Below are 26,511 nucleotides of genomic sequence, written 5' to 3'. Positions count from 1 at the left end.
GAAAAGCCGCTTGGAAGCTGTTGCGGCACAGTGTTGTCATGCGCATGATCTGTCACGGTGGGTAGTCGCCGGACTGCTCTCCGGGAGTCGCACGGGAGGCCTGAGCGGCTCACCGGTATGGGTGACGGCGATATTCACAACCCTCGGGGCGTCCACAGTTATCCACCAAGATCCACACGATTTCCGGGATGGCTGCACCGTGATTCAAGCGCGCCCCGCTCGCGGCGAGTTCATGGCCCGTTCCGAGTAGCGGGGAGCGTTGGCCGGATTCTGTCGGCCGTTCACAGGGAGGCCGCTCGTCGGTTCTTCCCACGTTTGGCAATCGCGGGGCCGCAGTTGTCGCGCGAGTCATGCAGCGAAGGGGGATGGAAAGCGTGGTCGGAACCGTCACACACGATCCGCCGCCCGCCGGAGGGCGGCAGGGCGGACCGCTGATCGTCACCGAGGACACCGAACTCCTCGACGACCTGCTGCGCCTGTGCGCGGCGGCGGGCGCCACACCCGAGGTGCACCACGGGGTGCCGGAGCGCAGAGGCAGCTGGGAGGCCGCGCCGCTCGTCCTGGTCGGCGACGACGCCGCGCGCCGGGTGCGCGGGGCGGTACGCAGAAGGGGCGTCGTGCTCGTCGGCCGGGACCAGGACGACTCCGGGGTGTGGCGGCGTGCCGTCGAGATCGGCGCCGAGCACGTCCTGATGCTGCCCGACGGCGAGCAGTGGCTGGTCGACCGGATCGCCGACGTGGCCGAGGGTGTCGGCCGGCCCGCTCTCACCGTGGGCGTCATCGGCGGCCGGGGCGGGGCCGGAGCGTCCACGCTCGCGTGCGCCCTCGCCGTCACCTCCGCGCGGGAGGGACTGCGCACCCTCCTCGTGGACGCCGATCCGCTGGGCGGGGGCCTGGACGTTCTCCTCGGCGGTGAGACGGCCGAAGGGCTGCGCTGGCCCGCGTTCGCCTCCTCGCGCGGACGGGTCGGCGGGGGAGCCCTGGAGGAGTCGCTGCCCGAGCTGCACTCGCTGCGGGTGCTCAGCTGGGACCGCGGCGACCGGATCGCGGTCCCGCCGCAGGCGGTACGTGCCGTGCTCGCGGCGGCCCGGCGCCGGGGCGGCACGGTCGTGGTCGACCTGCCGCGCCGGATCGACGACGGCGTCGCCGAGGTGCTCACCCAACTGGACGTGGGCGTGCTGGTGGTGCCCGCCGAGCTGCGGGCCGTCGCTGCCGCGGGGCGGGTGGCCTCGGCGGTCGGCATGGTCCTGCGGGATCTGCGGGTGGCGGTCCGCGGGCCCTACCCACCGGGGCTCGACGGCCGTGAGGTGGCGCGGCTGCTCGGCCTGCCCCTGGTCGGCGAAGTGCCCGACGAGCCGGGGCTGTCGCGCCCGGACGCGGGCACGGCGCCTCCGGGTGCCACCCCGCGCGGACCGCTCGCCCGGTTCTGCACGGAGTTCTGGGAGCGGGCGCTCGTCGAGGCGGGTGCGGCATGAGCACCCTGGCCGGACTCGAGGGCGCGGCGCTGCTCGACGGGGTGCGGCGGTGGCTGGCCGAGAGCGGGGCCGAGCCGACCCCCGCGCGCGTGGCACAGGCTCTGCGGGAGCAGGGGCGGGTCCTCGGGGACGCGGAAGTCCTGGGTGCCGCCGCGCAGTTGCGGTCCGAGCTGGTCGGCAGCGGCCCGCTGGAGCCGCTCCTCGCCGATCCGTCGGTGACGGACGTGCTGGTGTCGGCCCCGGACCGGGTCTGGGTGGACCGCGGCGGCGGACTGCAGCTGACGTCGGTGCGGTTCACGGACGCGGCAGCGGTACGACGGCTCGCCCAGCGCCTCGCCGCGGTGGCCGGACGTCGGCTGGACGACGCCCGCCCGTGGGCCGACGCCCGACTGCCCGACGGGACCCGGCTGCACGCCGTGCTGCCGCCGGTGGCGGTGGGCTGCGCCTGCCTGTCCCTGCGGGTGGTACGGCCGCGCGCCTTCACGCTCGGCGAGCTGGTCATGGCGGGCACGGTGCCGCCGGGCGGGGACCGCATGCTGCGCGCGCTGCTCGACGCCCGGCTGTCCTTCCTGGTCAGCGGCGGTACCGGCACGGGAAAGACCACGCTGCTGAGTGCCCTGCTCGGACTGGTGGGACCGGATGAGCGGATCGTCCTCGCCGAGGACTCGGCGGAGCTGCGGCCCGATCACCCGCATGTCGTACGGCTGGAGACCAGACCCGCCAACCAGGAGGGTGCGGGCCTGGTCACCCTCGAGGACCTGGTGCGCCAGGCGCTGCGGATGCGGCCCGACCGGCTGGTCGTGGGCGAGGTGCGTGGGCCCGAAGTGGTTCATCTGCTAGCCGCGTTGAACACCGGGCACGAGGGCGGCTGCGGGACCGTGCACGCCAACGCCGCTGCCGATGTACCGGCCCGGCTGGAAGCGCTCGGCACGGCCGCCGGGCTCGACCGGGCCGCGCTGCACAGCCAGTTGGCGGCCGCCCTCTCCGTGGTGCTGCACCTGGTGCGCGACCGGGCCGGACGACGGCGGATCGCGGAGGTGCACGTGCTGGAGCGGGACCCGTCGGGGTTGGTGCGGACGGTGCCGGCACTGCGGTGGGGAGCGGAGGCGTTCGTGCGCGAGCGGGGGTGGGAGCGGCTGCGGGGGCTGCTCCGGGGCGAGGCGAGCGGGCCGGGTGAGGTCGTGGTGGAGGGGGCGGATCGTGACACGTGTGCCTGAGGTGTCGATGGGTGCGGCCGTGGTGTGCATGGGGGCGGCGGTCTGGCTGCTGGGTGAGCGTGAGGAGGCGGCGCGGCGGGCGCGGTTGCTGTTCGCGGACGGCGCAGCCGTCGGGAGCGGGCCGCCCGGGTGGCGGTGGATGGCCGGGGGACCGTGGCGGCTCCGTGGGCGGCTGCGGCCCGAGTGGTGGTCACCGGTGGCCGGGCTGGTGTTGGCGGTGCTCGGGGCGTCGGTGCTGCCGGTCGTCCTCGGGGCGGCCGGGGTGCTGTTGCTGCGGCGGGCCCGGCTGGCCGGCGAGGTGCGGCGGGACCGGGAGCGCCGAGCCGACGCGGTGATCGCGTTGTGCGGGGCGCTCGCCGGTGAGGTGCGGGCCGGGCGCCAGCCGGGTGAGGGGCTGTTGCGAGCCGCGCGGGACTGCGGCGGACTCGCGGAGGCGCAGCCGACGGTGCTTGCGGCGGCGCGGTTCGGCGGCGACGTGCCCGATGCGCTCGCCACGGCGGCAGGGCAACCGGGTGCTGAGGGACTGCGGGGGCTCGCGGCCTGCTGGCGGGTTGCCGTGGACCAGGGTGCGGGGCTCGCGGCCGGGCTCGACCGGCTCGCCGCCGCCCTGCGCGCGGAACGGGACCAACGGTCCGACCTGCGAGCCCAGTTGGCGGGCGCCCGGGCCACGGCGGTGATGCTCGCCGGGTTGCCGGCCCTCGGGCTCCTCATCGGCACCGCCCTCGGGGCCGATCCCCTCCGCATCCTGCTGCACACCGGTGCGGGACTGGGGTGTCTGGCGGCCGGTGGGGTGCTGGAGGGCCTGGGGCTGTGGTGGGTCGGGCGGATCGTGCGGGGTGCGGAGACGGCGGCATGAGCGGAGAAGTTGTCCACAGGCTGGGGGTGGCCGTGGGGATCGTGCTGGCCTGCGGATGGCTGGTGCGCCGGCTGCTGGAGGCGCGGCGCCGCAGGAGGATGCGCCGGCGGCTGACCGGGCTGTCGGGGGCGCGGGAGGCGACGGTTCCCGCCCTGGGGCCGGCCGTGCGGGGGATCGCGCGCACGTCGTTGGCCCCGATGGGCGTCGCGTGCGCCGGATGGGTGCTGGTCGGAGGCCTCGCCGGGACCGCCGTGGGCCTGGCCGGCGCGGTGGGGATGTGGCGGTGGCAGTTGAGGCGAGAGACGGCCGGCGCGGGCCCGGGGGCACCCGACCCCGCCGAGGCGGCACGGCAACTGCCCCTCGCCGCCGATCTGCTGGCGGCCTGCATCACGGCGGGCGCCGGTCCGGTGATCGCGGCCCAGGCGGTGGGTGAGGCCCTGGGAGGCCCCGTCGGCAACGCCCTTGCCCGGGGTGCGGCGGAGGTGCGCCTGGGCAGTGAACCGGGCGCGGCCTGGCGGCGGTTGGGCGCCGTACAGGGTGCCGAAGGTCTCGCCAGGCTGCTCGAACGGGCCGATGTGTCCGGGCTGCCCGCCGCGGTGCCGGTCGCCCGGCTCGCCGCGGAGGCCCGGGCCGACTGGGGCCGGGCCGCGACGGCCAGGGCCCGCCGGGCGGGCGTGATGGTGAGCGCGCCGGTGGGGCTGTGCTTCTTGCCCGCGTTCATCGCGGTCGGCGTGCTGCCCGTGGTGATCGGACTCGCGGGCGGGGTGCTCGGAGGGGGTGGTGGATGACGCGCCGCAGGGAGGCGACGAAGCGGCGAAAGGAGGCGAAGGAGCGCCGAAGACGGCGAAGGCCCGGAAGCAAGTGAGCGACGACCAACAGAAGTTCGGACTCTTTCCTACGGGGGTTGAGATGTATCAGGCGGTACGGGCACGGATGCGTGCCCTGGTGTGCGGGATGCGGGCGGCACGGAGGGACGCGGGAATGGTCACCTCCGAGTACGCGATGGGAATCGTCGCGGCGGTGGCGTTCGCGGTGGTGCTGTACAAGGTCGTCACGAGCGGCCCGGTCAGTGCGGAACTCCAGAACATCGTGAAGGACGCCCTCAATGCGCGGATGTGAGCGGGGCGCGGACCGGGGGTTCGTCACGGCGGAGTCGGCCGTGGTGCTGCCCGTGCTGGTGATGTTCGCGATGGCGTTGGTGTGGGGGCTGCTGGTCGTGGCCGCGCAGATCCAGTGTGTGGACGCGGCGCGGACGGGTGCGCGTGCGGCGGCCCGCCAGGACCCACCTGGTGCGGTCGTGAAACTGACCCGCGAGGCGGCGCCGCCCGGCGCGAAAGTGATGGTCAGCCGGGGCACGGAACAGGTCCGGGTGACCGTCGTGGCCGAACCGCCGGTGCTGCGCGGTCTGTCCTTCGCCGCCGTGCGCGAGGAGGCCGTGGCGTCGGTGGAGGAGGCGGTGGGCACGTGAGACGGGGCCGGAGGTGTGCCGGTCTTCGGGGCGCCGGTGCGGACCAGGGGTCCGCCACCGTGTGGAGCGTTGGGGCGATCGCCGTTCTGTGTGTGGTGTTCGGGGTCGTCCTGGCGCTGGGGCAGGCCGTTGTCGTCCGGCATCGGGCGGCGGGCGGTGCGGATCTCGCGGCACTCGCCGCGGCGGACCACTGGGCCGACGGTGGTTCGGCGGCCTGCGCCCGGGCCGGCCGGGTGGCCCGGGCGCAGGGCGTGCGGCTCGTGCGGTGCGAGGTCGCCGGGGAGATCTCGGACGTGACGGCGGCGTCGGGAAGGGGTCCGTTCACGGCGGAGGTCAGGGCGCGGGCGGGGCCTCCGACGGCTCTGCCGGCGGCCGCACCGGTGCCTCGTCCACCGTTTCCTCCTCCGGAGCGCTCTCCTTCTCCTCGGACGCGCCATCCTTCTCCTCCGGAGCCCCCTCCAGCAGCACCGTGAGGAGCCGCACCGCCCCCCTCTTGTGCAGCGGGTCGTTGCCGTTGCCGCACTTGGGGGACTGGATGCAGGACGGGCAGCCGGCGTCGCACTCGCAGGAGGCGATGGCCTGGCGGGTGGCGGTCAGCCAGGTGCGGGCGGTGTGGAAGGCGCGCTCCGCGAAGCCCGCGCCACCCGGATGGCCGTCGTAGACGAAGACCGTGGGCAGGAGCGTGTCGGGGTGGAGCGGGATCGACACGCCGCCGATGTCCCAGCGGTCGCAGGTCGCGAAGAGGGGCAGCAGGCCGATCGACGCGTGCTCGGCGGCGTGCAGGGCGCCCCCGAGGATCTCCGGGTTGATCCGGGCCCGGTCCAGCTGGTCCTCGGTGACGGTCCACCACACGGCGCGGGTGCGCAGCGTACGGGGAGGGAGTTCGAGCTTGGTCTCGCCGAGCACTTCACCGGTGATGAGCCGTCTGCGGAGGAAGGAGACGACCTGGTTGGTGACCTCGACGGAGCCGTAGCAGAGGCGGCCGTCGCCCCACGGGACCTCGATGTCCGTCTCCAGGACGGAAATGGACGTCGTGTCGCGGGCGACCGTGGAGTACGGCGGGGCGGCCTCCTCGACGAGGGCGACGGAGTCCTCCAGGTCCAGCGACCGCACCAGGTACGTGCGGCCCTGGTGGAGGTGGACCGCTCCCTCGTGCACCGTCGAGTGCGCGGCGCCGGCGTCGACCGTGCCGAGCAGCCGGCCCGTTCCGGTCTCGACGACCTGGATGGGGCGCCCGCCCTCCCCGCGGATGTCCGTCAGGTCGGCGGCGCGCTCGCGGCGGGTCCAGTGCCAGGCCCTGGTGCGGCGGCGCAGCAGCTTCGCGGCCTCCAGCTGGGGCAGGAGGCCCTCGCTGGCAGGTCCGAACAGGGCGAGGTCCTCGTCCGTCAGGGGCAGCTCCGCGGCGGCCGCGCACAGGTGCGGGGCCAGCACGTAGGGGTTGTCCGGGTCGAGGACGGTCGATTCGACGGGCTGGTCGAACAGGGCCTCGGGGTGGTGGACGAGGAAGGTGTCCAGCGGGTCGTCGCGGGCGACCAGGACGGCCAGCGCCCCCTGCCCGGCCCGTCCGGCCCGGCCCGCCTGCTGCCACAGGGAGGCACGGGTGCCCGGGTAGCCGGCGATGACGACCGCGTCGAGGCCGGAGATGTCGATGCCGAGTTCGAGGGCGTTCGTCGCGGCGAGGCCCAGCAGTTCACTCGAATGGAGGGCTTGTTCGAGAGCGCGTCGTTCCTCGGGGAGATAGCCGCCCCGGTACGCCGCGACACGCCGGGCCAGCGACCGGTCGACCTCGGCCAGACGCTCCTGGGAGATGACCGAGATCAGCTCGGCGCCGCGCCGGGAACGGACGAAGGTGACGGAGCGCACGCCCTGCACGGTGAGGTCGGTCAGCAGGTCGGCGGCCTCGGCGGTGGCGGTACGGCGGACGGGAGCCCCCTTCTCGCCGTGCAGTTCGGTCAGCGGCGGTTCCCAGAGGGCGAACACCAGTTCACCGCGTGGGGAGGCGTCGTCGGCCACTTCCAGGACCGGCACGCCGGTGAGGCGGCGGGCGGCCACCGAAGGCTCGGCGGCGGTCGCGGAGGCCAGCAGGAACACGGGCGACGCGCCGTAGCGGGCACACAGACGGCGCAGCCGGCGCAGCACTTGGGCGACGTGTGAGCCGAAGACGCCGCGGTAGGTGTGGCACTCGTCGATGACGACGTACTTCAGCGCCTTCAGGAAGGAGGCCCAGCGGGGGTGGGACGGCAGGATGCCGCGGTGCAGCATGTCCGGGTTGGTCAGGACGTAGTTGGCGTACTGCCGGATCCACTCGCGTTCCTCGAACGGAGTATCGCCGTCGTACACGGCTGCGCGCACGGAATTGCCCAGCGGATGTGAAAGTTCCTTCACGGAGCGGCACTGGTCCGCCGCGAGAGCCTTGGTGGGGGCCAGGTAGAGGGTGGTCGCGCCGCGGCCGTTCGGGGCCTCCGCGCCGTCCAGAAGGGTGGAGAAGACCGGCACGAGGTAGGCCAGGGACTTGCCGGAGGCCGTGCCGGTGGCGACGACGACCGACTCGCCGTCCAGGGCGTGCTCGGCCGCGCGTGCCTGGTGGGCCCAGGGATGTTCGATGCCCGCGGCGCGCACGGCCGCGACGACCTCGGCGCGGATCCGGTCCGGCCAGACGGCATGGCGACCCTCACGCGGGGGCAAGTGCTCCGTATGAGTAATGCGAGAAGCCCTGCTGGGGCCGGACGCGAGCCTGTCCAGGACCGCGCCCGGCGCGGGTCGCGAGGCAGGGTCCGTCGGGGTTCGATCGGATCGGTGATTCTTGGCCATCGGCACCGAGTGTGTCACTGGCGTGACGGACAATGGAGCCAAGGCGTCGTGCACGCCTGCCGGTAAGTGATTGAATGCCATCGCGGCTGGCGAAGCGTCCAGGGGCTGAAGCCGAATGCCCCTAGGGCGACCGCTCGATAGCAAGGTGCTGGAGGATCCGTGGACCTGTCCTTGTCGACCGAAACCATGGGCGATCGCACGATCGTCAGGGTCGGTGGCGAAATCGACGTATATACCGCGCCCAAGTTGCGCGAGCAGTTGGTCGAGCTGGTGAACGACGGCAGTTTCCACCTTGTCGTCGACATGGAGGGCGTGGACTTCCTCGACTCCACCGGGCTCGGCGTACTGGTCGGCGGCCTGAAGCGCGTGCGTGCCCATGAGGGCTCCCTGCGCCTGGTCTGCAACCAGGAGCGCATTCTGAAGATCTTCCGTATCACCGGCCTCACCAAGGTGTTCCCGATTCACACCTCGGTCGAGGAAGCGGTTGCGGCCACCGACTGACACCGGTCCCGGGCCGAGTGCCCGGGCCGGCCGACATTCGGCAAGAGTGAAGACCGAGGGGGCCCGGGTTTCGCCGGCCCGGAGCCTCTCGACAGCACGCCCGCTAGTTGCGAGGGGGATGCATGGCCACCGTTGAGCTCCGCTTCAGCGCGCTGCCCGAGCACGTCAGGACCGCCCGGCTGGTGGCGGCAGCGGTGGCGCGCAGGGCCGGAGTGGACGAGGCCGTCCTCGACGAGGTCCGGCTCGCCGTCGGTGAGGCGTGCACCCGAGCCGTCGGACTGCATCAGACCGTCGGGATCTCGGCACCGGTGAAGGTGCTGCTGATCGAGGAGGAGAAGCAGTTCTCCATCGAGGTCGGCGACGAGGCCCCGCACGCGGTCTCCGGCGAGCGCGCCTCCGGGGCCGGACCCGGCGACGCCGACGGAGAGGCCGACGAGGACGAAATGGGCCTCGCGGTCATCAGTGGACTCGTCGATGACGTCGAGGTCAGCGCGGGAGAGCACGGCGGGCTGATCAAGATGACCTGGCCGACCACGCCGCCGCCGACGATCCTGGTCTGACCCCGCCACCGCGCACACCGTTCTTCCGAAGGGCCCCACCCGTGGGGCCCTTCGTCATGTGCGGGTGTCAGTGCCCGCCTTTACAGTAGGTCCTGTGCCGTTCATCGCGTGAATTCGTTCACGATCATTCGCGCGCCCTCCGGCAGCCTCAGAATGCTTTAAGGGCATTACTTCGGAATGCCAATTCCGTTTATTGCGCTCTGTTTTGATCAGGTTCCGGTACCTACAATCCCGTCCACATCTTGAGCTCAGCCCAAGCGTCAAGGAGGACGAATGGCGGGGCTTTCCCTCTCATCACAGTCGGGCCATCCCACAGACCTCGCAGCCGCCGTACTGACCGATGGCAACCGTGTCCTCATCGTGGTCATCGCGGTCGTCGCACTGGCGGCCCTGGTGCTCGCGGGGGTCCTGGTGCGCCAGGTACTCGCGGCCGGCGAGGGCACCGACAGCATGAAGGAGATCGCGGCAGCGGTCCAGGAAGGCGCGAACGCCTATCTGGCCCGTCAGCTGCGCACGCTCGGCGTATTCGCCGTGGTCGTGTTCTTCCTGCTCATGCTGCTGCCCGCGGACGACTGGAGTCAGCGTGCCGGACGGTCGGTGTTCTTTCTGATCGGAGCGGCGTTCTCGGCGGCCACCGGCTATATCGGCATGTGGCTCGCCGTGCGCAGCAATGTGCGTGTCGCCGCGGCGGCGCGTGAAGCCACTCCGGCTCGAGGCGAGCCGGAAAAGGATCTGACCACGGTCTCGCACAAGGCGATGAAGATCGCTTTCCGCACGGGCGGTGTGGTCGGCATGTTCACGGTGGGCCTCGGCCTGCTCGGCGCCTCCTGTGTGGTGCTGGTGTACGCGGCCGACGCGCCCAAGGTGCTCGAGGGCTTCGGCCTCGGCGCCGCGCTGATCGCGATGTTCATGCGTGTCGGCGGCGGCATCTTCACCAAGGCCGCCGACGTCGGCGCCGACCTGGTCGGCAAGGTCGAACAGGGCATTCCGGAGGACGACCCGCGCAATGCCGCGACCATCGCCGACAACGTGGGCGACAACGTCGGCGACTGCGCGGGTATGGCGGCCGACCTCTTCGAGTCGTACGCCGTGACCCTGGTCGCCGCGCTGATCCTCGGCTCGGCGGCCTTCGGTGACGCCGGACTCGGCTTCCCGCTGCTCGTGCCGGCGATCGGGGTGATCACCGCCATGATCGGCATCTTCGCGGTGGCGCCCCGGCGCGCCGACCGCAGCGGCATGAGCGCCATCAACCGAGGGTTCTTCATCTCCGCGGTGATTTCGCTGGTGCTGGTGGCGGTGGCCGTCTTCGTCTACCTGCCGGGCAAGTACTCCGAGCTCGACGGGGTCACCGACGCCGCGATCCTGGGCAAGGACGGCGACCCGAGGGTCCTCGCGCTCGTCGCCGTGGCGATCGGCATCCTGCTCGCCGCCGTCATCCAGCAGCTGACCGGCTACTTCACCGAGACCACCCGCAGGCCTGTGCGGGACATCGGCAAGAGCTCGCTCACCGGCCCGGCCACCGTCGTCCTCGCCGGTATCTCCGTGGGTCTCGAATCCGCCGTCTACACCGCCTTGTTGATCGGTCTCGGTGTGTACGGGGCGTTCCTGCTCGGCGGCACCTCGATCATGCTGGCGCTGTTCGCGGTGGCGCTGGCCGGCACCGGCCTGCTCACCACGGTCGGTGTGATCGTCGCGATGGACACCTTCGGGCCCGTCTCCGACAACGCGCAGGGCATCGCGGAGATGTCAGGCGACGTCGAGGGCGCGGGCGCGCAGGTGCTCACCAACCTGGACGCGGTCGGCAACACCACCAAGGCGATCACCAAGGGCATCGCGATCGCCACGGCCGTGCTCGCGGCGGCGGCGCTGTTCGGGTCGTACCGCGACGCGATCTTCACCGGCGCGCGGGACGTGGGCGAGAAACTCAGCGGGGACGGCGCCCCGATGAGTCTGATGATGGACATCTCGCAGCCCAACAACCTCGTGGGTCTCATCGCCGGCGCGGCGGTCGTCTTCCTCTTCTCGGGGCTGGCGATCAACGCCGTGTCGCGGTCGGCGGGTTCCGTGGTCTACGAGGTGCGGCGGCAGTTCCGTGAGAAACCCGGGATCATGGACTACAGCGAGAAACCGGAGTACGGCAAGGTCGTCGACATCTGCACCAAGGACGCCCTGCGCGAGCTCACCACGCCCGGTCTGCTGGCCGTGATGGCGCCCATCTTCATCGGGTTCACGCTCGGTGTCGGCCCGCTCGGGGCGTTCCTGGCGGGTGCGATCGGTGCGGGCACACTGATGGCGGTGTTCCTCGCCAACTCCGGTGGCGCCTGGGACAACGCCAAGAAGCTCGTCGAGGACGGCCACCACGGCGGCAAGGGCAGCGAGGCGCACGCGGCGACCGTGATCGGAGACACGGTCGGCGACCCCTTCAAGGACACGGCGGGTCCCGCGATCAACCCGCTGCTGAAGGTCATGAACCTGGTGTCGCTGCTCATCGCGCCCGCGGTGATCAAGTTCTCCTACGGCCCGGACAAGAGCATCGGGGTGCGGATTCTGGTCGCCGTCCTCGCGTTCCTCGTGATCGCCGGGGCGGTGTACGTGTCAAAGCGGCGCGGAATCGCCATGGGTGACGAGGACAACGCCGGTTCCGAGCCCAAGTCGGCCGATCCGGCGGTGGTTTCGTAGGGAGGTTTCCGAGCACCGGTTCCAAGGTGCGGGCGGGCGGCGCGCGTTGACGCGGCGCCCGCCCGCGCTGTGTGGGTACACGCTCACGCGTGAGCCTTCTCTCGCTTGGTGCAAAAGGTTACAAAACGGTCTTAATAGACGTTCGGCGTGCGGTTGTCGTGCATCTGGCGTGTATGTTCCGGGGCCGAGAGCCATGGAAGGGACCAAACCGGTGAACAAGAAGCTCGCGGCCGCACTGTCCGGCGGTGCGGTACTGGTACTGGCGCTGTCGGGCTGCGGCGGCGACGACGGCAACGACAAGCTGGACGCCTGGGCCAAGCAGGTCTGTGACGCCGTACAGCCGCAGGCCAAGAAGATCGAGTCGGCCAATGCGGCGATCCAGAAGGAGACCTCCGACAACAGCACGCCCGAGGACGTCCAGAAGACCGACGCACAGGCCTTCCAGGACATGTCCGACGCCTACAAGGCGATCGGGACCGCCGTGAACAAGGCCGGGGCGCCGGACGTCGAGAACGGCGAGAAGAAGCAGCAGGACGCGGTCAAGGAGCTCAACTCGATCTCCGCCTCGTACGCCTCCCTGAAGAAGCAGGTCGACGGTCTGGACACCAAGGACCAGGGCAAGTTCGCCGACGGCCTGAAGGACATCGCCACCGAGCTGGACAAGCTGAGCCAGAGCGGCAACAACGCCCTCAGGAACCTGGAGGAGGGCGAGGTCGGCCAGGCGATGGCCCAGCAGTCCAGCTGCAAGGCGGCCACGGCGTCGGCGGGGGCCACGCAGAGCTGACGGGTCGGACGGCGGGCAGCGCAGTGCGGCGGCCCCGACGGCCGAGTCGTAGGTGACCGCCGGTGTCTGATGTGCCGTACGGCACGAACGCCTGCCGTACGGCGGGAGCACATGCCGTACGGCGGGAGCACGTGCCGCCGTACGGCAGGTATGCGTGCCGTCCCTCCCCCACGGGCAGGTGCGGCACCCGCACCGGCGGCCACAATGGGGGGCGTGAGTAACGCCAGCCAGTCACCCCTGCCCCCGCTGCCCGCCTCCGACCGTCCCGATGTCGCCGCCCGGCTCCGGGACGCTCTGCTCGCGGCCTCCTTCACCGCCGACGGACTGCTCGAACTGCTCGGCGCCCCCGCGTACGCGGCACTGGCCCGGAGCGAGACCGTGCCCGCGCTCCGGGCGACCCGCGGGGACACGCCGCTGGAGATGCTCGTCCGGCTGTTCCTGCTCCAGCAGCCCGTGCCGCACGCGCGCGTGGCGGAGGTACTGCCCGTGGACGCCTGTCTGGAGAACGGCTGGCTGACCCGGGCCGGTGCGGACGGACTGGCCGCCACGGTGGACGTCCGGCCCTACGGCGGGCCCGGCGGCGAGGACTGGTTCATCGTGTCGGACCTCGGCTGCGCGGTCGGCGGCGCCGGCGGGATCGGCCGGCGTGAGGAAGGGGTCGTCCTCGGAGTCGGCGGCGCCTCCACGACCCTCGCCGGCATCACCGTCCGTACGCCCGTCGCCGCCGCGCTCGACCTCGGCACGGGCTCCGGCATCCAGGCCCTGCACGCGGCACAGCACGCCACGCGCGTGGTGGCCACCGACCTCAATCCGCGCGCCCTGCACATCACCGCCCTCACGCTGGCACTGTCCGGCACCTCGGCCGTCGAGCGACGCGAGGGCTCCCTCTTCGAACCGGTGCGGGGCGACGAGACCTACGACCTCATCGTGTCCAACCCGCCCTTCGTCATCTCCCCCGGCGCGCGGCTCACCTACCGCGACGGCGGGATGGGCGGGGACGATCTGTGCCGCACGCTCGTTCAGCAGGCGGGGGACCGTCTGAACGAGGGCGGGTTCGCGCAGTTCCTCGCCAACTGGCAGCACGTGGAAGGGGAAGACTGGCAGGACAGGCTCAGGTCATGGGTGCCCCGGGGCTGCGACGCGTGGATCGTGCAGCGCGAGGTGCAGGACGTCAATCAGTACGCCGAGCTGTGGCTGCGTGACGCGGGCGACCACCAGGGCGACACGGCGGAGTACCAGGCGCGGTACGACGCATGGCTCGACGAGTTCGAGGCGCGCAAGGTGAAGGCCGTCGGCTTCGGCTGGATCACCCTGCGCAGGACGAGCGCCGCCGTGCCCTCGCTCACCGTGGAGGAGTGGCCGCACCCGGTCGAGCAGCCGCTCGGCGACACGATCCGGGCCCACTTCGACCGGCTCGACCACCTGCGCGACCACGACGACGCCGCCCTGCTCGAAGGACACTTCCGGCTCGCCGCCGAGATCGTGCAGGAACAGGTCGGGCTGCCCGGCGCCGAGGATCCCGAGCACGTCGTGCTGCGCCAGAACCGCGGCATGCGCCGGGCGACCCGGGTGGACACCGTCGGCGCGGGATTCGCGGGCGTCTGCGACGGCACGATGAGCGCGGGCCGCATCCTCGACGCCATCGCCCAGCTGATCGGCGAGGACCCGGTCATGCTGCGCGACCGCACACCGGCCCAGATCCGGCTGCTGGTCGAGCAGGGCTTCCTGGAGCCGGTCCGCTGAACGGGCTCCCGAGGGGCGATCCCGGGGGTCGTCGAGGAGACTCGCCAACAAATTCGAGTCGATTTGAACACCTCGTCCGAAACGGGTCACGAGGAACGGACGCCCTTGATCCACCGCCGAGTCGCCCCGGCGTTCACCTCGGGTTCGCCTGCCCGCCGCCCAGGCGTGTCAGCCTCCCGTGGCTGGGGATGCGCGGACAGGGGAAAAGGGGCACGGCGGGCCATGGAGAGCGAACCGGCGATCTTCGCGGGAGCGGTGTTCTCCCTGTTCGGAGGCGGACTACTGGCGTGGACCGTGACGTGCGTGTGCCGGCAGCGGCCCGTCGCCGTCGGTGTGAGGCCCGTCGCATCGGCGACCCTCGCGAGCGTCGTCTCGGTGCTCGCGCTGGCGCTCGGAACGTGGTGCTTCACGCGCCTGTGAGGCCCGCTCCGGCGACGCACCTGCCGGTAACCGGGGGGTTGCCCTCCGCACAGGGGCTGCCCTGCTCCCGGTACTCCGGGCGGCAGGATTGGTGGTAGTCGGGTTACCGTTCGAGTGGCCGTTGCGGGCTTTTCCCGTTTGACACGGGGGCGGGATGTACCGTCACACTCCGCAGCGTCACCACGTACCCAGCCCCGGTAAGCGACTCCGGGGAGGCCCCAGCGTCGACCGGAGAGAAGAGCGAAGTTGTCCCCGACCAGCGAGACCGCGAACGGCGGCCGCCGACTCGTCATCGTCGAGTCGCCTGCCAAGGCGAAGACGATCAAGGGCTATCTCGGCCCCGGCTACATCGTCGAGGCGAGCGTCGGGCACATCCGCGACCTTCCCAACGGCGCCGCCGAGGTGCCCGAGAAATACACCGGCGAGGTCCGCCGCCTCGGTGTGGACGTCGAACACGACTTCGCGCCCATCTATGTGGTCAACGCCGACAAGAAGGCGCAGGTCAAGAAGCTCAAGGACCTGCTGAAGGAGTCCGACGAACTCTTCCTCGCCACCGATGAGGACCGCGAGGGCGAAGCCATCGCCTGGCACCTCCAGGAGGTGCTCAAGCCCAAGGTCCCGGTCAAGCGGATGGTCTTCCACGAGATCACCAAGGCCGCGATCCAGGCCGCCGTGGCCAACCCGCGCGAGCTGAACCAGAAACTCGTCGACGCCCAGGAGACCCGCCGCATCCTCGACCGCCTCTACGGCTACGAGGTCTCGCCGGTCCTGTGGAAGAAGGTCATGCCGCGGCTGTCCGCGGGCCGCGTCCAGTCCGTCGCCACACGACTCGTCGTGGAGCGGGAACGCGAGCGCATCGCCTTTCGTTCGGCTGAGTACTGGGACCTGACGGGGACCTTCGCGACCGGCCGCGCCGGAGACTCGTCGGACCCGTCGTCGCTGGTAGCGCGCCTGCAGACCGTCGACGGCAGGCGCGTCGCGCAGGGCCGCGACTTCGACTCCCTGGGACAGCTGAAGAGCGCGAACACCCTCCACCTCGACGAGGCGAACGCCCGCGCCCTGGCCGCCGCCCTGGAGCAGACGCGGTTCGCCGTCCGCTCGGTCGAGTCCAAGCCCTACCGCCGCTCGCCGTACGCCCCGTTCCGTACGACGACGCTGCAGCAGGAGGCCAGCCGCAAGCTCGGCTTCGGTGCGAAGGCCACCATGCAGGTCGCGCAGAAGCTGTACGAGAACGGCTACATCACCTACATGCGTACGGACTCCACGACCCTGAGCGACACGGCGGTCGCCGCCGCCCGCGCCCAGGTCACGCAGCTGTACGGCGCCGACTACCTGCCGCCGCAGCCGAGGACGTACGCCGGGAAGGTCAAGAACGCGCAGGAGGCCCACGAGGCGATCCGCCCCTCGGGTGATCGTTTCCGCACTCCCGCCGAGACCGGACTGACCGGTGACCAGTTCAAGCTCTACGAGCTGATCTGGAAGCGGACCGTCGCCTCCCAGATGAAGGACGCGACCGGCAACAGCGTCACGGTGAAGATCGGCGGCACGGCGGCCGACGGCCGCGACGTCGAGTTCAGCGCGTCCGGCAAGACGATCACCTTCCACGGCTTCCTGAAGGCCTACGTCGAGGGTGCCGACGACCCGAACGCCGAGCTGGACGACCGCGAGCGCCGGCTCCCCCAGGTCTCCGAGGGCGACGCCCTCAGCGCGCAGGAGATCACGGTCGACGGGCACGCCACCAAGCCCCCGGCCCGCTACACCGAGGCCTCCCTGGTCAAGGAGCTGGAAGAGCGCGAGATCGGCCGCCCGTCGACGTACGCGTCGATCATCGGCACGATCCTCGACCGCGGCTATGTGTTCAAGAAGGGCACGGCCCTGGTGCCGTCCTTCCTGTCCTTCGCCGTGGTCAACCTCCTGGAGAAGCACTTCGGGCGGCTCGTCGACTACGACTTCACCGCCAAGATGGAGGACGACCTCGACCGCATCGCCCGCGGTGAGGCGCAGTCCGTGCCGTGGTTGAAGCGGTTCTACTTCGGCGAGGGCACCGCCGACGGTGGCGCGGCCGACGCCGGCAACGGCGACGGGGACCACCTCGGCGGCCTCAAGGAGCTGGTGACGGACCTGGGCGCGATCGACGCCCGCGAGGTGTCGTCGTTCCCGGTGGCCAACGACATCGTGCTGCGGGTCGGCCGCTACGGGCCGTACATCGAGCGCGGCGAGAAGGACACCGAGCAGCACCAGCGCGCCGACATCCCCGACGACCTGGCGCCCGACGAGCTGACCGTCGAGCTCGCTGAGGAGCTGCTCGCCAAGCCGAGCGGCGACTACGAGCTGGGCACGGACCCGGCCACCGGCCACACGATCGTCGCCAAGGACGGCCGCTACGGCCCGTACGTGACGGAGGTCCTCCCCGAGGGCACCCCGAAGACGGGCAAGAACGCGGTCAAGCCGCGCACGGCGTCCCTGTTCAAGACGATGTCCCTCGACACGGTGACCCTCGACGAGGCCCTCAAGCTGATGTCACTGCCGCGTGTCGTCGGCGCCGACGCCGAGGGCCAGGAGATCACCGCGCAGAACGGCCGCTACGGCCCGTACCTGAAGAAGGGCACGGACTCGCGCTCGCTCCAGGCCGAGGAGCAGCTCTTCACGATCACGCTGGAAGAGGCGCTGGCGATCTACGCCCAGCCCAAGCAGCGTGGCCGGGCCGCGGCCAAGCCGCCGCTGAAGGAGCTGGGCACCGACCCGGTCAGCGAGAAGCCGGTCGTGGTCAAGGACGGCCGCTTCGGCCCGTACGTCACCGACGGGGAGACCAACGCGACCCTGCGCTCCGGCGACAGCGTCGAGGAGATCACCCCGGAGCGCGGTTTCGAGCTGCTCGCCGAGAAGCGCGCCAAGGGGCCTGCGAAGAAGACCGCGAAGAAGGCGGCCAAGAAGGCGCCGGCCAAGAAGGCGACGACGGCGAAGAAGACCGCGGCGAAGAAGACCACGACCGCGAAGAAGACGACGGCGAAGAAGACCACCACCGCCAAGAAGACGACCGCCAAGACGGCGACCGCCGCCAAGTCCACGGAGGACTGAGGTCGTTCGAGCCCTGTTCGGAACCCGGACCGCCGCGTCCGGATCTTCGCCCAGGGTTCGGAAAGCGAACGCCCCGGCAACACTTCGGTGTCGGGGCGTGCGCATGCCAGACCGCGCCCCCCAGGGTGTCGGTGGCTCCCGATAGGCTGAACGCATGACGCGAGCCGACCACCCAACGGCCCCTCAGCCCGCCCCCGACGACGCCCTGGTCGCGGACTCCCGCGAGCGTGCCGTCCGCGCCCTGCTGCGGCGACCGCAGCTGAAGCGGTTGTGGAGCGCACAGCTCGTGGGCGGCGTGGGGGACACCCTCGCCCTTCTCGTCCTGGTCCTCCTGGCCCTTCAGGCGGCCATCGCCGAAGGATCGTTCGGGGGCGGTTACCGGGGCGTGGCGTTCGCAGTGGCGACCGTTTTCGGGGTGCGCATCCTCGCGACGCTCCTGTTCGGCGCCGTTCTGCTGGGCCCGCTCACCGCGCTCACCTCGCAGGACGGCCCGCTCGACCGGCGCTGGACCATGGTGGGCGCCGACGGGCTGCGCGCCGCGCTGCTCATCGTCGCGCCCCTGTGGATCGACTGGACGCCCGAGAACGCACTGGCCGTCCTCCTCGTCACGGCCTTCGTGGCCGGGGTCGCCGAGCGGTTCTGGACGGTGTGCCGTGAGAGCGCGGCGCCCGCGCTGCTCCCCGCCCCGCCGCCGGAGGGGGCGACGGTCCGGCCGCTGCCCGACCACATGGACGCCCTGCGCCGCCTGTCGCTACGCACCGACTTCGTGGCGATCCCCCTCGCGGCCGTCGCGCTGGTCGTCGCGGGCCTGTTCAACAACCTGCTGGGCGCCGGCATCGACTGGTTCGGCCAGCACCAGGCGGCCCTCGCCTCCTACGTGGCCGCCGGGCTGTTCGCCGCGTCCCTGTCCGTGCTGACCTTCCTGGAGCTGCCCGACACGCGCACCCCGCGCGCGCGGTCGCCGCTCGAAGGGCTGCGCCGCCCGAAGACCGGCACCGGCACCGACAAGGGCCGCACCGGCGCGATGCCGCTGCTGGTCCTGTCCTGCGCGGCCGTCGCCGCCGCGGTGTCGGCCGCCGTCGCCGTGGCCGTGCTGCACGCCAAGGACCTGGGCGGCGGCCCGGTGCTCTACGGCCTCTTCGTGGCCGCGCTGACCGGCGGTGTCGTCATCGGCATCCGTACGGCGCCCGCGCTGATGCCCGCCCTGTCGCGGCGCCGGCTGCTCGCGCTGACGATCGCCTTCACCGGTATCGCCCTGCTGGCCGCCGGGCTGGTCCCGGACGTCACCTCCGTGCTGCTGATCCTCGCGCTGGCCGGTGTCGGCGCGGGCCTGTCCGCCAACATCGGGCACACCCTCCTCGACCAGGAGGCCGAGGAGTACCGGCGCCCCCGCACCACGGAGCACCTGCACGCGGTCGTCCGGGTCTGCGTGGCGCTCGGCGCGATCATCGCCCCGCTGGTGGCGGCGGCGATCGGGCCGCACCGGCTGGAGAGCGGCAAGTTCGTCTTCGCGCACGGCGGCGCGGCCTTCACGCTGATGCTGGCCGGCGCCCTGCTGCTGCCGGTCGCCGCGCTGGTGCTGGCCAAGGTCGACGACCGTTCCGGTGTGCCGCTGCGCCAGGACCTGAAGGACGCGCTGCTCGGCGGCGACGACCCGGACCAGGGCGCCGCGGCCTCCGGCTTCTTCATCGCGCTGGAGGGCGGCGACGGCGCCGGCAAGTCCACGCAGGCCGAGGCGCTCGCCGAGTGGATCCGCGCCAAGGGCCACGAGGTCGTCCTGACGCGGGAGCCCGGGGCGACGCCGGTGGGCAAGCGGCTGCGGTCGATCCTGCTGGACGTGTCGAGCGCGGGCCTGTCCCACCGCGCGGAGGCGCTGCTGTACGCGGCCGACCGGGCCGAGCACATCGACACCGTCGTACGACCCGCCCTGGAGCGCGGCGCCGTCGTCATCTCCGACCGGTACATCGACTCGTCCGTCGCCTACCAGGGCGCCGGGCGCGACCTGTCGCCGACCGAGATCGCCCGGATCAACCGCTGGGCGACGAACGGACTCGTGCCGCATCTGACCGTGCTGCTGGACGTAGCGCCGGAGACCGCGCGCGAGCGGTTCACCGAGGCGCCGGACCGGCTGGAGTCGGAGCCCGCCGAGTTCCACGCACGCGTGCGGGCCGGATTCCTCACCCTGGCCGCCGCCGACGCCGGACGGTACCTGGTGGTGGACGCGGGCCAGGAGCCCGAGGCGGTCACGACGGTCATCCGGCACCGGCTCGACCAGGTGCTGCCGCTGTCCGAGGCCGAGATCAAGGCACAGGAGGAGGCGCGGAAGAAGGCCGAGGAGGAAGCCCGCCGCAAGGCCGAGGAAGAGGCCGCCCGCAAGGCCGAGGAGGAGCGCCTGGAGCGTGAGCGCCAGGAGCAGCTCGCCAAGCTGCGCGCCGAGGAGGAGGAGCGCAAGCGCCGCGAGCTGGAGGAGGCGCAGCGCCGCGAGGCCGAACGGCAGGCGGAGGAGGCCCGCCGCCGGGCCGAGGAAGCGCGCAGGAAGGCCGAGGAGGAGCGGGCCCGGCTCCTCGCGGAGGAGAAGGCACGCGCCGAGGAGGAGGCCCGCCGCAAGGCCGAGGAGGAGCGCCGTCGCAAGCAGGCCGAGGAGGAGGCGCGACTGCGTGCCGAGGCCGAGGCGCTCCGCTTGGAGAAGCAGCGCAAGGCCGAAGCGGCACTGCTGCGGGCCGAGGAGGCGCGGCGGCTCGCCGAGGCGGCAGCGGCCGCGGCCGAGGCCGGGCCGAAGAGCACCGCTCCGAAGAGCACCGCTCCGAAGAGCACCGCTCCGAAGAGCACCGCTCCGAAGAGCACCGCTACCAGGGGTGCCGCGGGTTCCGCGGCCGGTCAGGACGCGGCGACCGTGCCGACGCCGGTGGTGACACCGGGAGGTGCGGGGGACGACACGACCGTGCTGCGCCCCGTGCGGGACGACGAGCAGGGCCCGGGCCGGGCTTCCGCCGGTTCGGACGCCGAGGTGACCGCCGAGCTGCCCAAGCCGCCGGTTCCGCCGGTGGCCGGGGAGCGGACGGAGGTGCCGCCGCCGGTTTCGCCACGCGCCGGGGACGAGACCGAGGTGCTGCCGCGGGTGCCCGACCGGGATGCCTCCGGTGCGGCCGACGAGACGGCGGTGCTGCCTCCGGTCCGGCCGGAGGACGCCGAGGAGACCGCCGTGCTCCCGCCGGTGCGCGGGGACGAACCGGCGGACCGGGTCCCGCCCGGGTACTTCCGCAAGGACGCCCCGGCCCCCCGCCCCGACGGCACCGAGGACCGTACGCGGGAGATGCCCCAGGTCGACGCCGACGGGACGCCGCGCCGACGCCGGTCCGACTGGGCCGAGGAGACGCCGCTGGACGACCTGCCCTCGCTGGCGGACGAACTGCTCGGACCGCACGACGAGGAGCCGGACGAGGGACGCGGACGCCGCGGCAGGGGCGGCCGGGGGCGCTGACGCCTCCGGCGGACCGGCGCGGGAGCCCCTGGCCCCGGCTCGGGGCTCCCGCGGACCGCGGGGCCGGGTGGGGTGGCAGGCGATGTCAGTGGTCGCCCCCACAATGGATCTCGCAACGCGGAACGTGACGGAAGGGCGGCGTGACCCATGACCGTGTGGGACGACCTCGTCGGGCAGGAGAGGGTGAGCGAGCAGCTGGCCGCTGCCGCCCGGGACGCCGACGCCCTGGTCACCGCGGCCGTGACCGGCGCCCCGCCTCCCGAGGCGTCGAAGATGACGCACGCGTGGCTGTTCACGGGCCCGCCCGGCGCCGGGCGCAACCAGGCGGCCCGGGCGTTCGCGGCGGCGCTGCAATGCGTCAGCCCCGACCGCGCCCTCGGCGGCTCCCCGGGCTGCGGCTTCTGCGACGGCTGCCACACGGCACTGATCGGCACGCACGCGGACGTCAGCACCGTCGCCGCCGTCGGCAGCCAGATCCTCGCCGACGACATGCGCGACACCGTCCGCAAGTCGTTCACCTCGCCGGCGACCGGCCGGTGGCAGATCATCCTCGTCGAGGACGCGGAGCGGCTGAACGAGAAGTCCGCCAACGCCGTCCTCAAGGCCGTGGAGGAGCCCGCGCCCCGCACGGTCTGGCTGCTGTGCGCCCCCTCCATCGAGGACGTCCTGCCGACGATCCGATCCCGTTGCCGCCACCTGAACCTGAGCACGCCGAGGGTCGACGCCATCGCCGACATGCTCGTCCGCCGCGAGGGCATCGAGCCGGACGTCGCCGCCGCTGCGGCCCGCGCGACCCAGGGCCATGTGGACCGGGCACGCCGCCTGGCCACCGACCCGGCCGCCCGCGCACGCCGAGCCGCCGTGCTCAGGCTGCCGCTGCGCGTCGAGGAGATCGGCGGCGCGCTCAAGGCCGCCCAGGAACTGGTCGACGCGGCCGCCGAGGACGCCAAGCAGCTCGCGGAGGAGACGGACTCCAAGGAGACCGAGGAGCTGAAGGCCGCTCTCGGCGCCGCCCAGGGCGGCCGCATGCCCCGGGGCACCGCGGGCGTGATGAAGGACCTGGAGGACAAACAGAAGCGCCGCAGAACGCGCACGCAGCGTGACAGCCTCGATATCGCCCTGACCGACCTCACGGCCTTCTACCGCGACGTCCTCGCCCTCCAGCTCGGCTCGCGCGTGGCCATCGCCAACGCGGACGCCGAGGACGCCCTGGAGCGCCTCGCCCGCGGCAGCTCCCCGGAGTCCACGCTCCGCCGCATCGAGGCGATCGCCGCCTGCCGCGACGCCCTCGACCGCAATGTGGCGCCGCTGCTCGCGGTGGAGGCGATGACGATGGCGCTCAGAGCGGGCTGAAAACCGAGCGGCCGGGCCCGGCGGCTCCGGGGCGGGGCGGGGCGCCGGCTCTGGCGGCTGCGCGTTGACGACGTAACTCGTACGAGGCACGGCGTGCACGCAGGGCACCCATTCCGTCGCCCAGAGTTACGCTCGCTGGATGTACTCACGGCGTACCCCCCGTTCCGTCTCCGGCTCCGGCGGTCTCCACCGCAGGACACGAAACCGGGTCAAGACCGCCGCCGGACTGCTCGCCACGGCCGCGCTGCTCGTCTCCGCCTGCTCCTCCGGGAGCGCGACGACGTCCGCCGCCTCCGCGGCGGCGGAGGCGGCGCTGGTCGAGCTGCCGCAGGCCACGCCCGCGGCGCTCTCCTCGTACTACCGGCAGAAGCCGGCCTGGCGCGGCTGCGGTGTCCCCGGCTTCGAGTGCGCCACCCTCAAGGCGCCGCTCGACTACGCGGAGCCGTCCGCCGGTGACGTCCGGCTCGCCCTCACGCGCAAGAAGGCCACGGGCCCCGGCAAGCGGCTGGGCTCGCTGCTGGTGAACCCCGGCGGGCCGGGCGGCTCGGCGATCGGCTACGTGCAGGCGTACGCGGGCATCGGCTACCCGGCCGAGGTGCGGGCCCGCTACGACATGGTGGCGGTCGACCCGCGCGGCGTGGCCCGCAGCGAGCCCGTCAGGTGTCTGGACGGGCCGGACATGGACACGTACACGCAGACGGACGCCACACCCGACGACGGCAAGGAGACGGACGGGCTGGTCGCCGCGTACCGGACGTTCGCCGAGGGGTGCGGCGCGGACGCGCCCCGGCTGCTGCGCCATGTGTCCACCGTGGAGGCGGCACGGGACATGGACATCGTGCGGGCGGTGCTCGGCGACGAGAAGCTGAACTACGTCGGGGCCTCGTACGGCACGTTCCTCGGGGCGACGTACGCCGGGCTCTTCCCCGACCGCGCGGGGCGGCTGGTGCTGGACGGCGCGATGGACCCGTCGCTGCCGGCCCGGCGGCTGAACCTCGAACAGACGGCGGGCTTCGAGACGGCGTTCCGGTCGTTCGCGAAGGACTGCGCACGGCAGCCCGACTGCCCGCTGGGCGGCAAGGGCACCCCGCCCGAGCGGGTCGGCGAGAACCTCAAGGCGTTCTTCGCGAAGCTGGACACGCGGCCCGTCCCCACCGGCGACGCCGACGGCCGCAGGCTCACCGAGTCGCTCGCCACGACCGGCGTGATCGCGGCCATGTACGACGAGGGCTCCTGGGAGCAGCTGCGCGAGGCGCTGACGTCCGCGATGAAGGAGAACGACGGCTCCGGACTGCTCGTCCTGTCCGACAGCTACTACGAGCGGGACGCCGACGGCGCCTACAGCAACCTGATGTCCGCCAACGCGGCGGTGAACTGCCTGGACCTGCCGGCCTCCTTCGACACCCCCGAGGAGGTGAGCAGGGCGCTGCCCGAGTTCGAGAAGGCGTCGCCGGTCTTCGGCAAGGGCCTCGCGTGGGCCGCGCTGAACTGCGCGTACTGGCCGGTGCACGCCACGGGTGAGCCGCACCGCATCGAGGCGAAGGGCGCCGCGCCCATCGTCGTGGTCGGCACGACCCGCGACCCCGCGACGCCGTACCGCTGGGCGAAGGCCCTGGCCGGCCAGCTCTCCTCGGCGCGCCTGCTGACCTACGAGGGCGACGGCCACACCGCCTACGGCCGCGGCAGCTCGTGCATCGACCGGACGATCAACGCCTACCTCCTCCGCGGGACCCCGCCCACGGACGGAAAGCGCTGCTCATAGCCCTTCTCCCAGCCCCGGAAGGCCCGCCTCCGGGGCTGGTGCGGAGCACCCTCCGAAACTGTGTAGACTTACCGTCGTTGCTGATCGCACCATAGTGCTGACAGCGCGCCGCCTTAGCTCAGATGGCCAGAGCAACGCACTCGTAATGCGTAGGTCTCGGGTTCGAATCCCGAAGGCGGCTCCACTGAAACCCCAGGTCGGATGGACTCCGACCTGGGGTTCTTGCGTGTGGCCGGGTGTCAGTGGGTCGCTTCGCGTTCCACCGGCAGCCACAGCTCGGCGTCCGCCTCCGTGCCGTCGGGGGACAGGCGGGTGCGGAGGATCTCCGGGCCCGGGCGGGTGCGGTACGGGTTGGACGGGAACCACTCCGTGAACACGTCCCGCCACAGCTCCTGGATGGCCTCGGGGGCCGGGCCCGAGGTGGTGAAGACCGCCCAGGTGCCCAGGGAGACCGGGAGGGCGGTGGTGCCCTCGGGGACCCCCGCCGGGGGCGGGGACGAGGTGATCACGGCCTGGTAGTAGTCGAGTTCCGTGCCCTCCGCCCGGCTCGGGTCCAGGTCGTCGCAGACCGCGACGACGCCCTGCGGTTCCTGGTCGGACAGTTTCTCCAGGGCCTCCACGGCGGACTTGTCCAGGCCCCGGACGAAGTCGATGATCGCCTGGTTCGGCCCGGAGTGGATCAGGGGGATCCGGGTCTTGAAGCCCGTGACGGTGAAGGCCGGGCGGTCCACGACGCGGTAGTGCATGCTGCTGTTCCCTTCGACGGTGAGGCGGAAGGCCAACCGGGGCTGGGAGACGAGCGCGGCGCCGGTGCGCCGGGCCTCGCCCGGGCCCACGCCGTGCATCGTGCGGAACGCCCGGGCGAACGCCTCGCCCGAGCCGTAGCCGTAGCGGACCGCGATCTCCAGCAGCGTCGCGTCCCCCGACAGCACCTCCGCGCCCGCGACCGTCAGCCGCCGGCGTCGGATGTACTCCGACAGTGGCATGCCTGACAGGGCCGAGAACATGCGGCGCAGGTGGTACTCCGAGGTGCATGCCGTACGCGCCAGTTCCGCGACGTCCACGGTGTGGGCGAGGTTCCGTTCGATCCGGTCCATCGCCTGGTTGAGCCGGTCCAGCACGTCCGGTCTCCTTCCTTTCGTGCCTTCACGCTAGGCAGCGCGTGCCCTGCCGCACCCGACATCCTGTGCCCGCTCCGGTCGGGTGCCGCCTGCGCTGAACGGCGTAGGGGAACCGCAGTCCGGCAGGCGTACGCGAGGCGTCCCCGCCGTGAACGGCTAGCATCGCCCGTCAACCCGTCAGTTGCCGACCGGATGAGGTGAGGACATGGGGGCGCCTCGGATCGCCGTCGCCGTGGTGACGATGGGCAACCGGCCCGACGAGGTCGACGCCCTGCTGGAGTCCGTGGCCAAGCAGGACGTGCCACCCGAGCGGATCGTCATCGTGGGCAACGGCTGCCCGCTGCCCGACTTCGCCCGGCGGCTGTCGCTGCCCGGCGAGGTCACCGCCGTCGAACTCGACGAGAACCTCGGCTGCCCCGGCGGGCGCAACGCGGCCCTGGCGCGGCTGCGGGAGTTCGGCGACATCGACGTCGTGGTGGATCTCGACGACGACGGTCTGCTCGTGGACGCCGATGTGCTGCGCCGCGTGCGGGACCTGTACGCCGCCGACGACCGGCTCGGCATCGTCGGCTTCCGCATCGCCGACGAACTCGGTGAGACACAGCAGCGGCACGTGCCCCGGATCGGCAACTCGGACCCCCACCGCGGCGGTTACGTCACCGGCTTCCTCGGGGGCGGGCACGCGCTGCGGATGGCGATGCTCGACGAGACCGGTGACTGGCCCGCCGAGTTCTTCTTCGCGCATGAGGAGACCGACCTCGCGTGGCGCGCGGTGGATGCCGGGTGGCGGATCCTGTACGCGCCGGAGCTGCTGCTCCGGCATCCGAAGACCTCGCCCGCCCGGCACGCCATCTACTTCCGGGTGAACGCCCGCAACCGGGTCTGGCTGGCCCGCCGCCGGCTGCCGCTCGCGCTCGTCCCCGTCCACCTGGGCATCTGGGTGCTGCTCACCCTCGCCCGGAACCGGTCGGGCGCCGGACTGCGGGCGTGGTTCGGCGGATTCGTGGAAGGCGTACGGGAGCCGGCGGGGGAGCGGCGGCCCATGCGGTGGCGGACCGTGTGGCGGCTCACCCGGCTGGGGCGGCCGCCCGTCATCTGACGCCGTGCGGGTGCCGTGCATGTACCCGGAGGAGCGATGGAGCGGCCCGCCGGAGAGATGGAGTGGGCCCCGGCCGATCACCTCCGCCGACCGGGACCCGGAT

The 26,511-nt window shown here is 72.4% G+C and carries 19 protein-coding genes, 1 tRNA gene and 1 pseudogene; 19 read left to right on the top strand and 2 right to left on the bottom strand.

Annotation, left to right across the window (positions count from 1 at the left end):
* Positions 1 to 365 precede the first annotated feature (365 nt).
* The 7 genes and pseudogenes from ssd to BJ965_RS17215 all read left to right on the top strand — a co-directional run.
* A complete protein-coding gene (gene ssd / locus BJ965_RS17245) occupies positions 366 to 1,475 on the top strand; it encodes a septum site-determining protein Ssd (protein WP_184909487.1) in 1,110 nt (369 codons plus the stop codon).
* Positions 1,472 to 2,692 (top strand): TadA family conjugal transfer-associated ATPase, encoded by a 1,221-nt coding sequence (locus tag BJ965_RS17240; protein ID WP_184909486.1) that lies wholly within the window; start codon positions 1,472 to 1,474, stop codon positions 2,690 to 2,692. The genes ssd and BJ965_RS17240 overlap by 4 nt, the downstream gene beginning before the upstream one ends.
* Before the next feature lie 7 nt (positions 2,693 to 2,699).
* Positions 2,700 to 3,548: a type II secretion system F family protein gene (locus BJ965_RS17235; protein ID WP_184917242.1), complete on the top strand. Its 849-nt coding sequence runs from the start codon at positions 2,700 to 2,702 to the stop codon at positions 3,546 to 3,548.
* Positions 3,545 to 4,336, top strand: coding sequence for a type II secretion system F family protein (locus tag BJ965_RS17230; RefSeq protein WP_184909485.1), 792 nt, complete (start codon positions 3,545 to 3,547; stop codon positions 4,334 to 4,336). The genes BJ965_RS17235 and BJ965_RS17230 overlap by 4 nt, the downstream gene beginning before the upstream one ends.
* Positions 4,337 to 4,457: 121 nt before the next feature.
* Entirely contained in the window at positions 4,458 to 4,667 is a 210-nt protein-coding gene (locus BJ965_RS17225; protein ID WP_184917239.1) for a DUF4244 domain-containing protein, read from the top strand.
* Entirely contained in the window at positions 4,654 to 5,016 is a 363-nt protein-coding gene (locus BJ965_RS17220) for a TadE family type IV pilus minor pilin (RefSeq protein ID WP_184909484.1), read from the top strand. Before BJ965_RS17225 ends, BJ965_RS17220 begins: the two co-directional genes overlap by 14 nt.
* Positions 5,013 to 5,423 (top strand): annotated as a pseudogene (locus BJ965_RS17215) (Rv3654c family TadE-like protein); the annotation flags it as partial. The gene BJ965_RS17220 and the pseudogene BJ965_RS17215, both read left to right, overlap by 4 nt.
* Here the strand turns inward: BJ965_RS17215 and BJ965_RS17210 are convergent.
* Positions 5,350 to 7,908: a DEAD/DEAH box helicase gene (locus tag BJ965_RS17210; protein ID WP_246545919.1), complete on the bottom strand. Its 2,559-nt coding sequence runs from the start codon at positions 7,906 to 7,908 to the stop codon at positions 5,350 to 5,352. The pseudogene BJ965_RS17215 and the gene BJ965_RS17210 sit on opposite strands and share 74 nt — an antisense overlap.
* Positions 7,909 to 7,986: 78 nt before the next feature.
* Here BJ965_RS17210 and bldG point away from each other — a divergent pair, with 78 nt between their 5' ends.
* From bldG to BJ965_RS17155, 11 genes are all read left to right on the top strand, one after another.
* Entirely contained in the window at positions 7,987 to 8,328 is a 342-nt protein-coding gene (gene bldG, locus BJ965_RS17205; RefSeq protein WP_003991900.1) for an anti-sigma factor antagonist BldG, read from the top strand.
* A 122-nt stretch (positions 8,329 to 8,450) separates the two neighbouring features.
* On the top strand, positions 8,451 to 8,888 hold the full coding sequence (locus BJ965_RS17200) for an ATP-binding protein (protein ID WP_184909482.1): 438 nt from the start codon (positions 8,451 to 8,453) through the stop codon (positions 8,886 to 8,888).
* Positions 8,889 to 9,161: 273 nt separating this feature from the next.
* On the top strand, positions 9,162 to 11,567 hold the full coding sequence (locus BJ965_RS17195; RefSeq protein WP_184909481.1) for a sodium-translocating pyrophosphatase: 2,406 nt from the start codon (positions 9,162 to 9,164) through the stop codon (positions 11,565 to 11,567).
* Positions 11,568 to 11,760: 193 nt separating this feature from the next.
* Positions 11,761 to 12,351: a small secreted protein gene (locus tag BJ965_RS17190; RefSeq protein ID WP_184909480.1), complete on the top strand. Its 591-nt coding sequence runs from the start codon at positions 11,761 to 11,763 to the stop codon at positions 12,349 to 12,351.
* A gap of 204 nt (positions 12,352 to 12,555) precedes the next feature.
* The gene (locus BJ965_RS17185; protein ID WP_184909479.1) at positions 12,556 to 14,094 is read left to right on the top strand and encodes a DUF7059 domain-containing protein; all 1,539 of its coding nucleotides are present in this window, start codon (positions 12,556 to 12,558) and stop codon (positions 14,092 to 14,094) included.
* A gap of 222 nt (positions 14,095 to 14,316) precedes the next feature.
* Positions 14,317 to 14,514 (top strand): hypothetical protein, encoded by a 198-nt coding sequence (locus BJ965_RS17180; protein ID WP_184909478.1) that lies wholly within the window; start codon positions 14,317 to 14,319, stop codon positions 14,512 to 14,514.
* Positions 14,515 to 14,760: 246 nt separating this feature from the next.
* Positions 14,761 to 17,592, top strand: coding sequence for a type I DNA topoisomerase (gene topA, locus BJ965_RS17175; RefSeq protein WP_184909477.1), 2,832 nt, complete (start codon positions 14,761 to 14,763; stop codon positions 17,590 to 17,592).
* Between the two features lie 154 nt (positions 17,593 to 17,746).
* The gene (tmk, locus tag BJ965_RS17170; protein WP_184909476.1) at positions 17,747 to 21,073 is read left to right on the top strand and encodes a dTMP kinase; all 3,327 of its coding nucleotides are present in this window, start codon (positions 17,747 to 17,749) and stop codon (positions 21,071 to 21,073) included.
* 147 nt (positions 21,074 to 21,220) lie between these two features.
* Positions 21,221 to 22,426 (top strand): DNA polymerase III subunit delta', encoded by a 1,206-nt coding sequence (locus BJ965_RS17165; protein WP_184909475.1) that lies wholly within the window; start codon positions 21,221 to 21,223, stop codon positions 22,424 to 22,426.
* 139 nt (positions 22,427 to 22,565) lie between these two features.
* Entirely contained in the window at positions 22,566 to 24,188 is a 1,623-nt protein-coding gene (locus tag BJ965_RS17160; protein WP_184909474.1) for an alpha/beta hydrolase, read from the top strand.
* A gap of 107 nt (positions 24,189 to 24,295) precedes the next feature.
* Positions 24,296 to 24,372, top strand: a tRNA-Thr gene (locus tag BJ965_RS17155).
* Between the two features lie 55 nt (positions 24,373 to 24,427).
* On the opposite strand, the gene BJ965_RS17150 is transcribed toward BJ965_RS17155, so the two are convergent.
* Positions 24,428 to 25,309: an AraC family transcriptional regulator gene (locus BJ965_RS17150; protein ID WP_184909473.1), complete on the bottom strand. Its 882-nt coding sequence runs from the start codon at positions 25,307 to 25,309 to the stop codon at positions 24,428 to 24,430.
* Positions 25,310 to 25,514: 205 nt separating this feature from the next.
* On the opposite strand from BJ965_RS17150, the gene BJ965_RS17145 reads away from it, so the two are divergent.
* Complete coding sequence (locus BJ965_RS17145; protein ID WP_184909472.1) at positions 25,515 to 26,408, top strand: glycosyltransferase family 2 protein; 894 nt, start codon at positions 25,515 to 25,517, stop codon at positions 26,406 to 26,408.
* Positions 26,409 to 26,511: the final 103 nt, after the last annotated feature.

This window comes from Streptomyces luteogriseus (assembly GCF_014205055.1).
Classification (GTDB): Bacteria; Actinomycetota; Actinomycetes; order Streptomycetales; family Streptomycetaceae; genus Streptomyces; species Streptomyces luteogriseus.
Note: the sequence above shows the minus strand (reverse complement) of the source record. Positions and strands in the feature narration are given on the sequence as shown.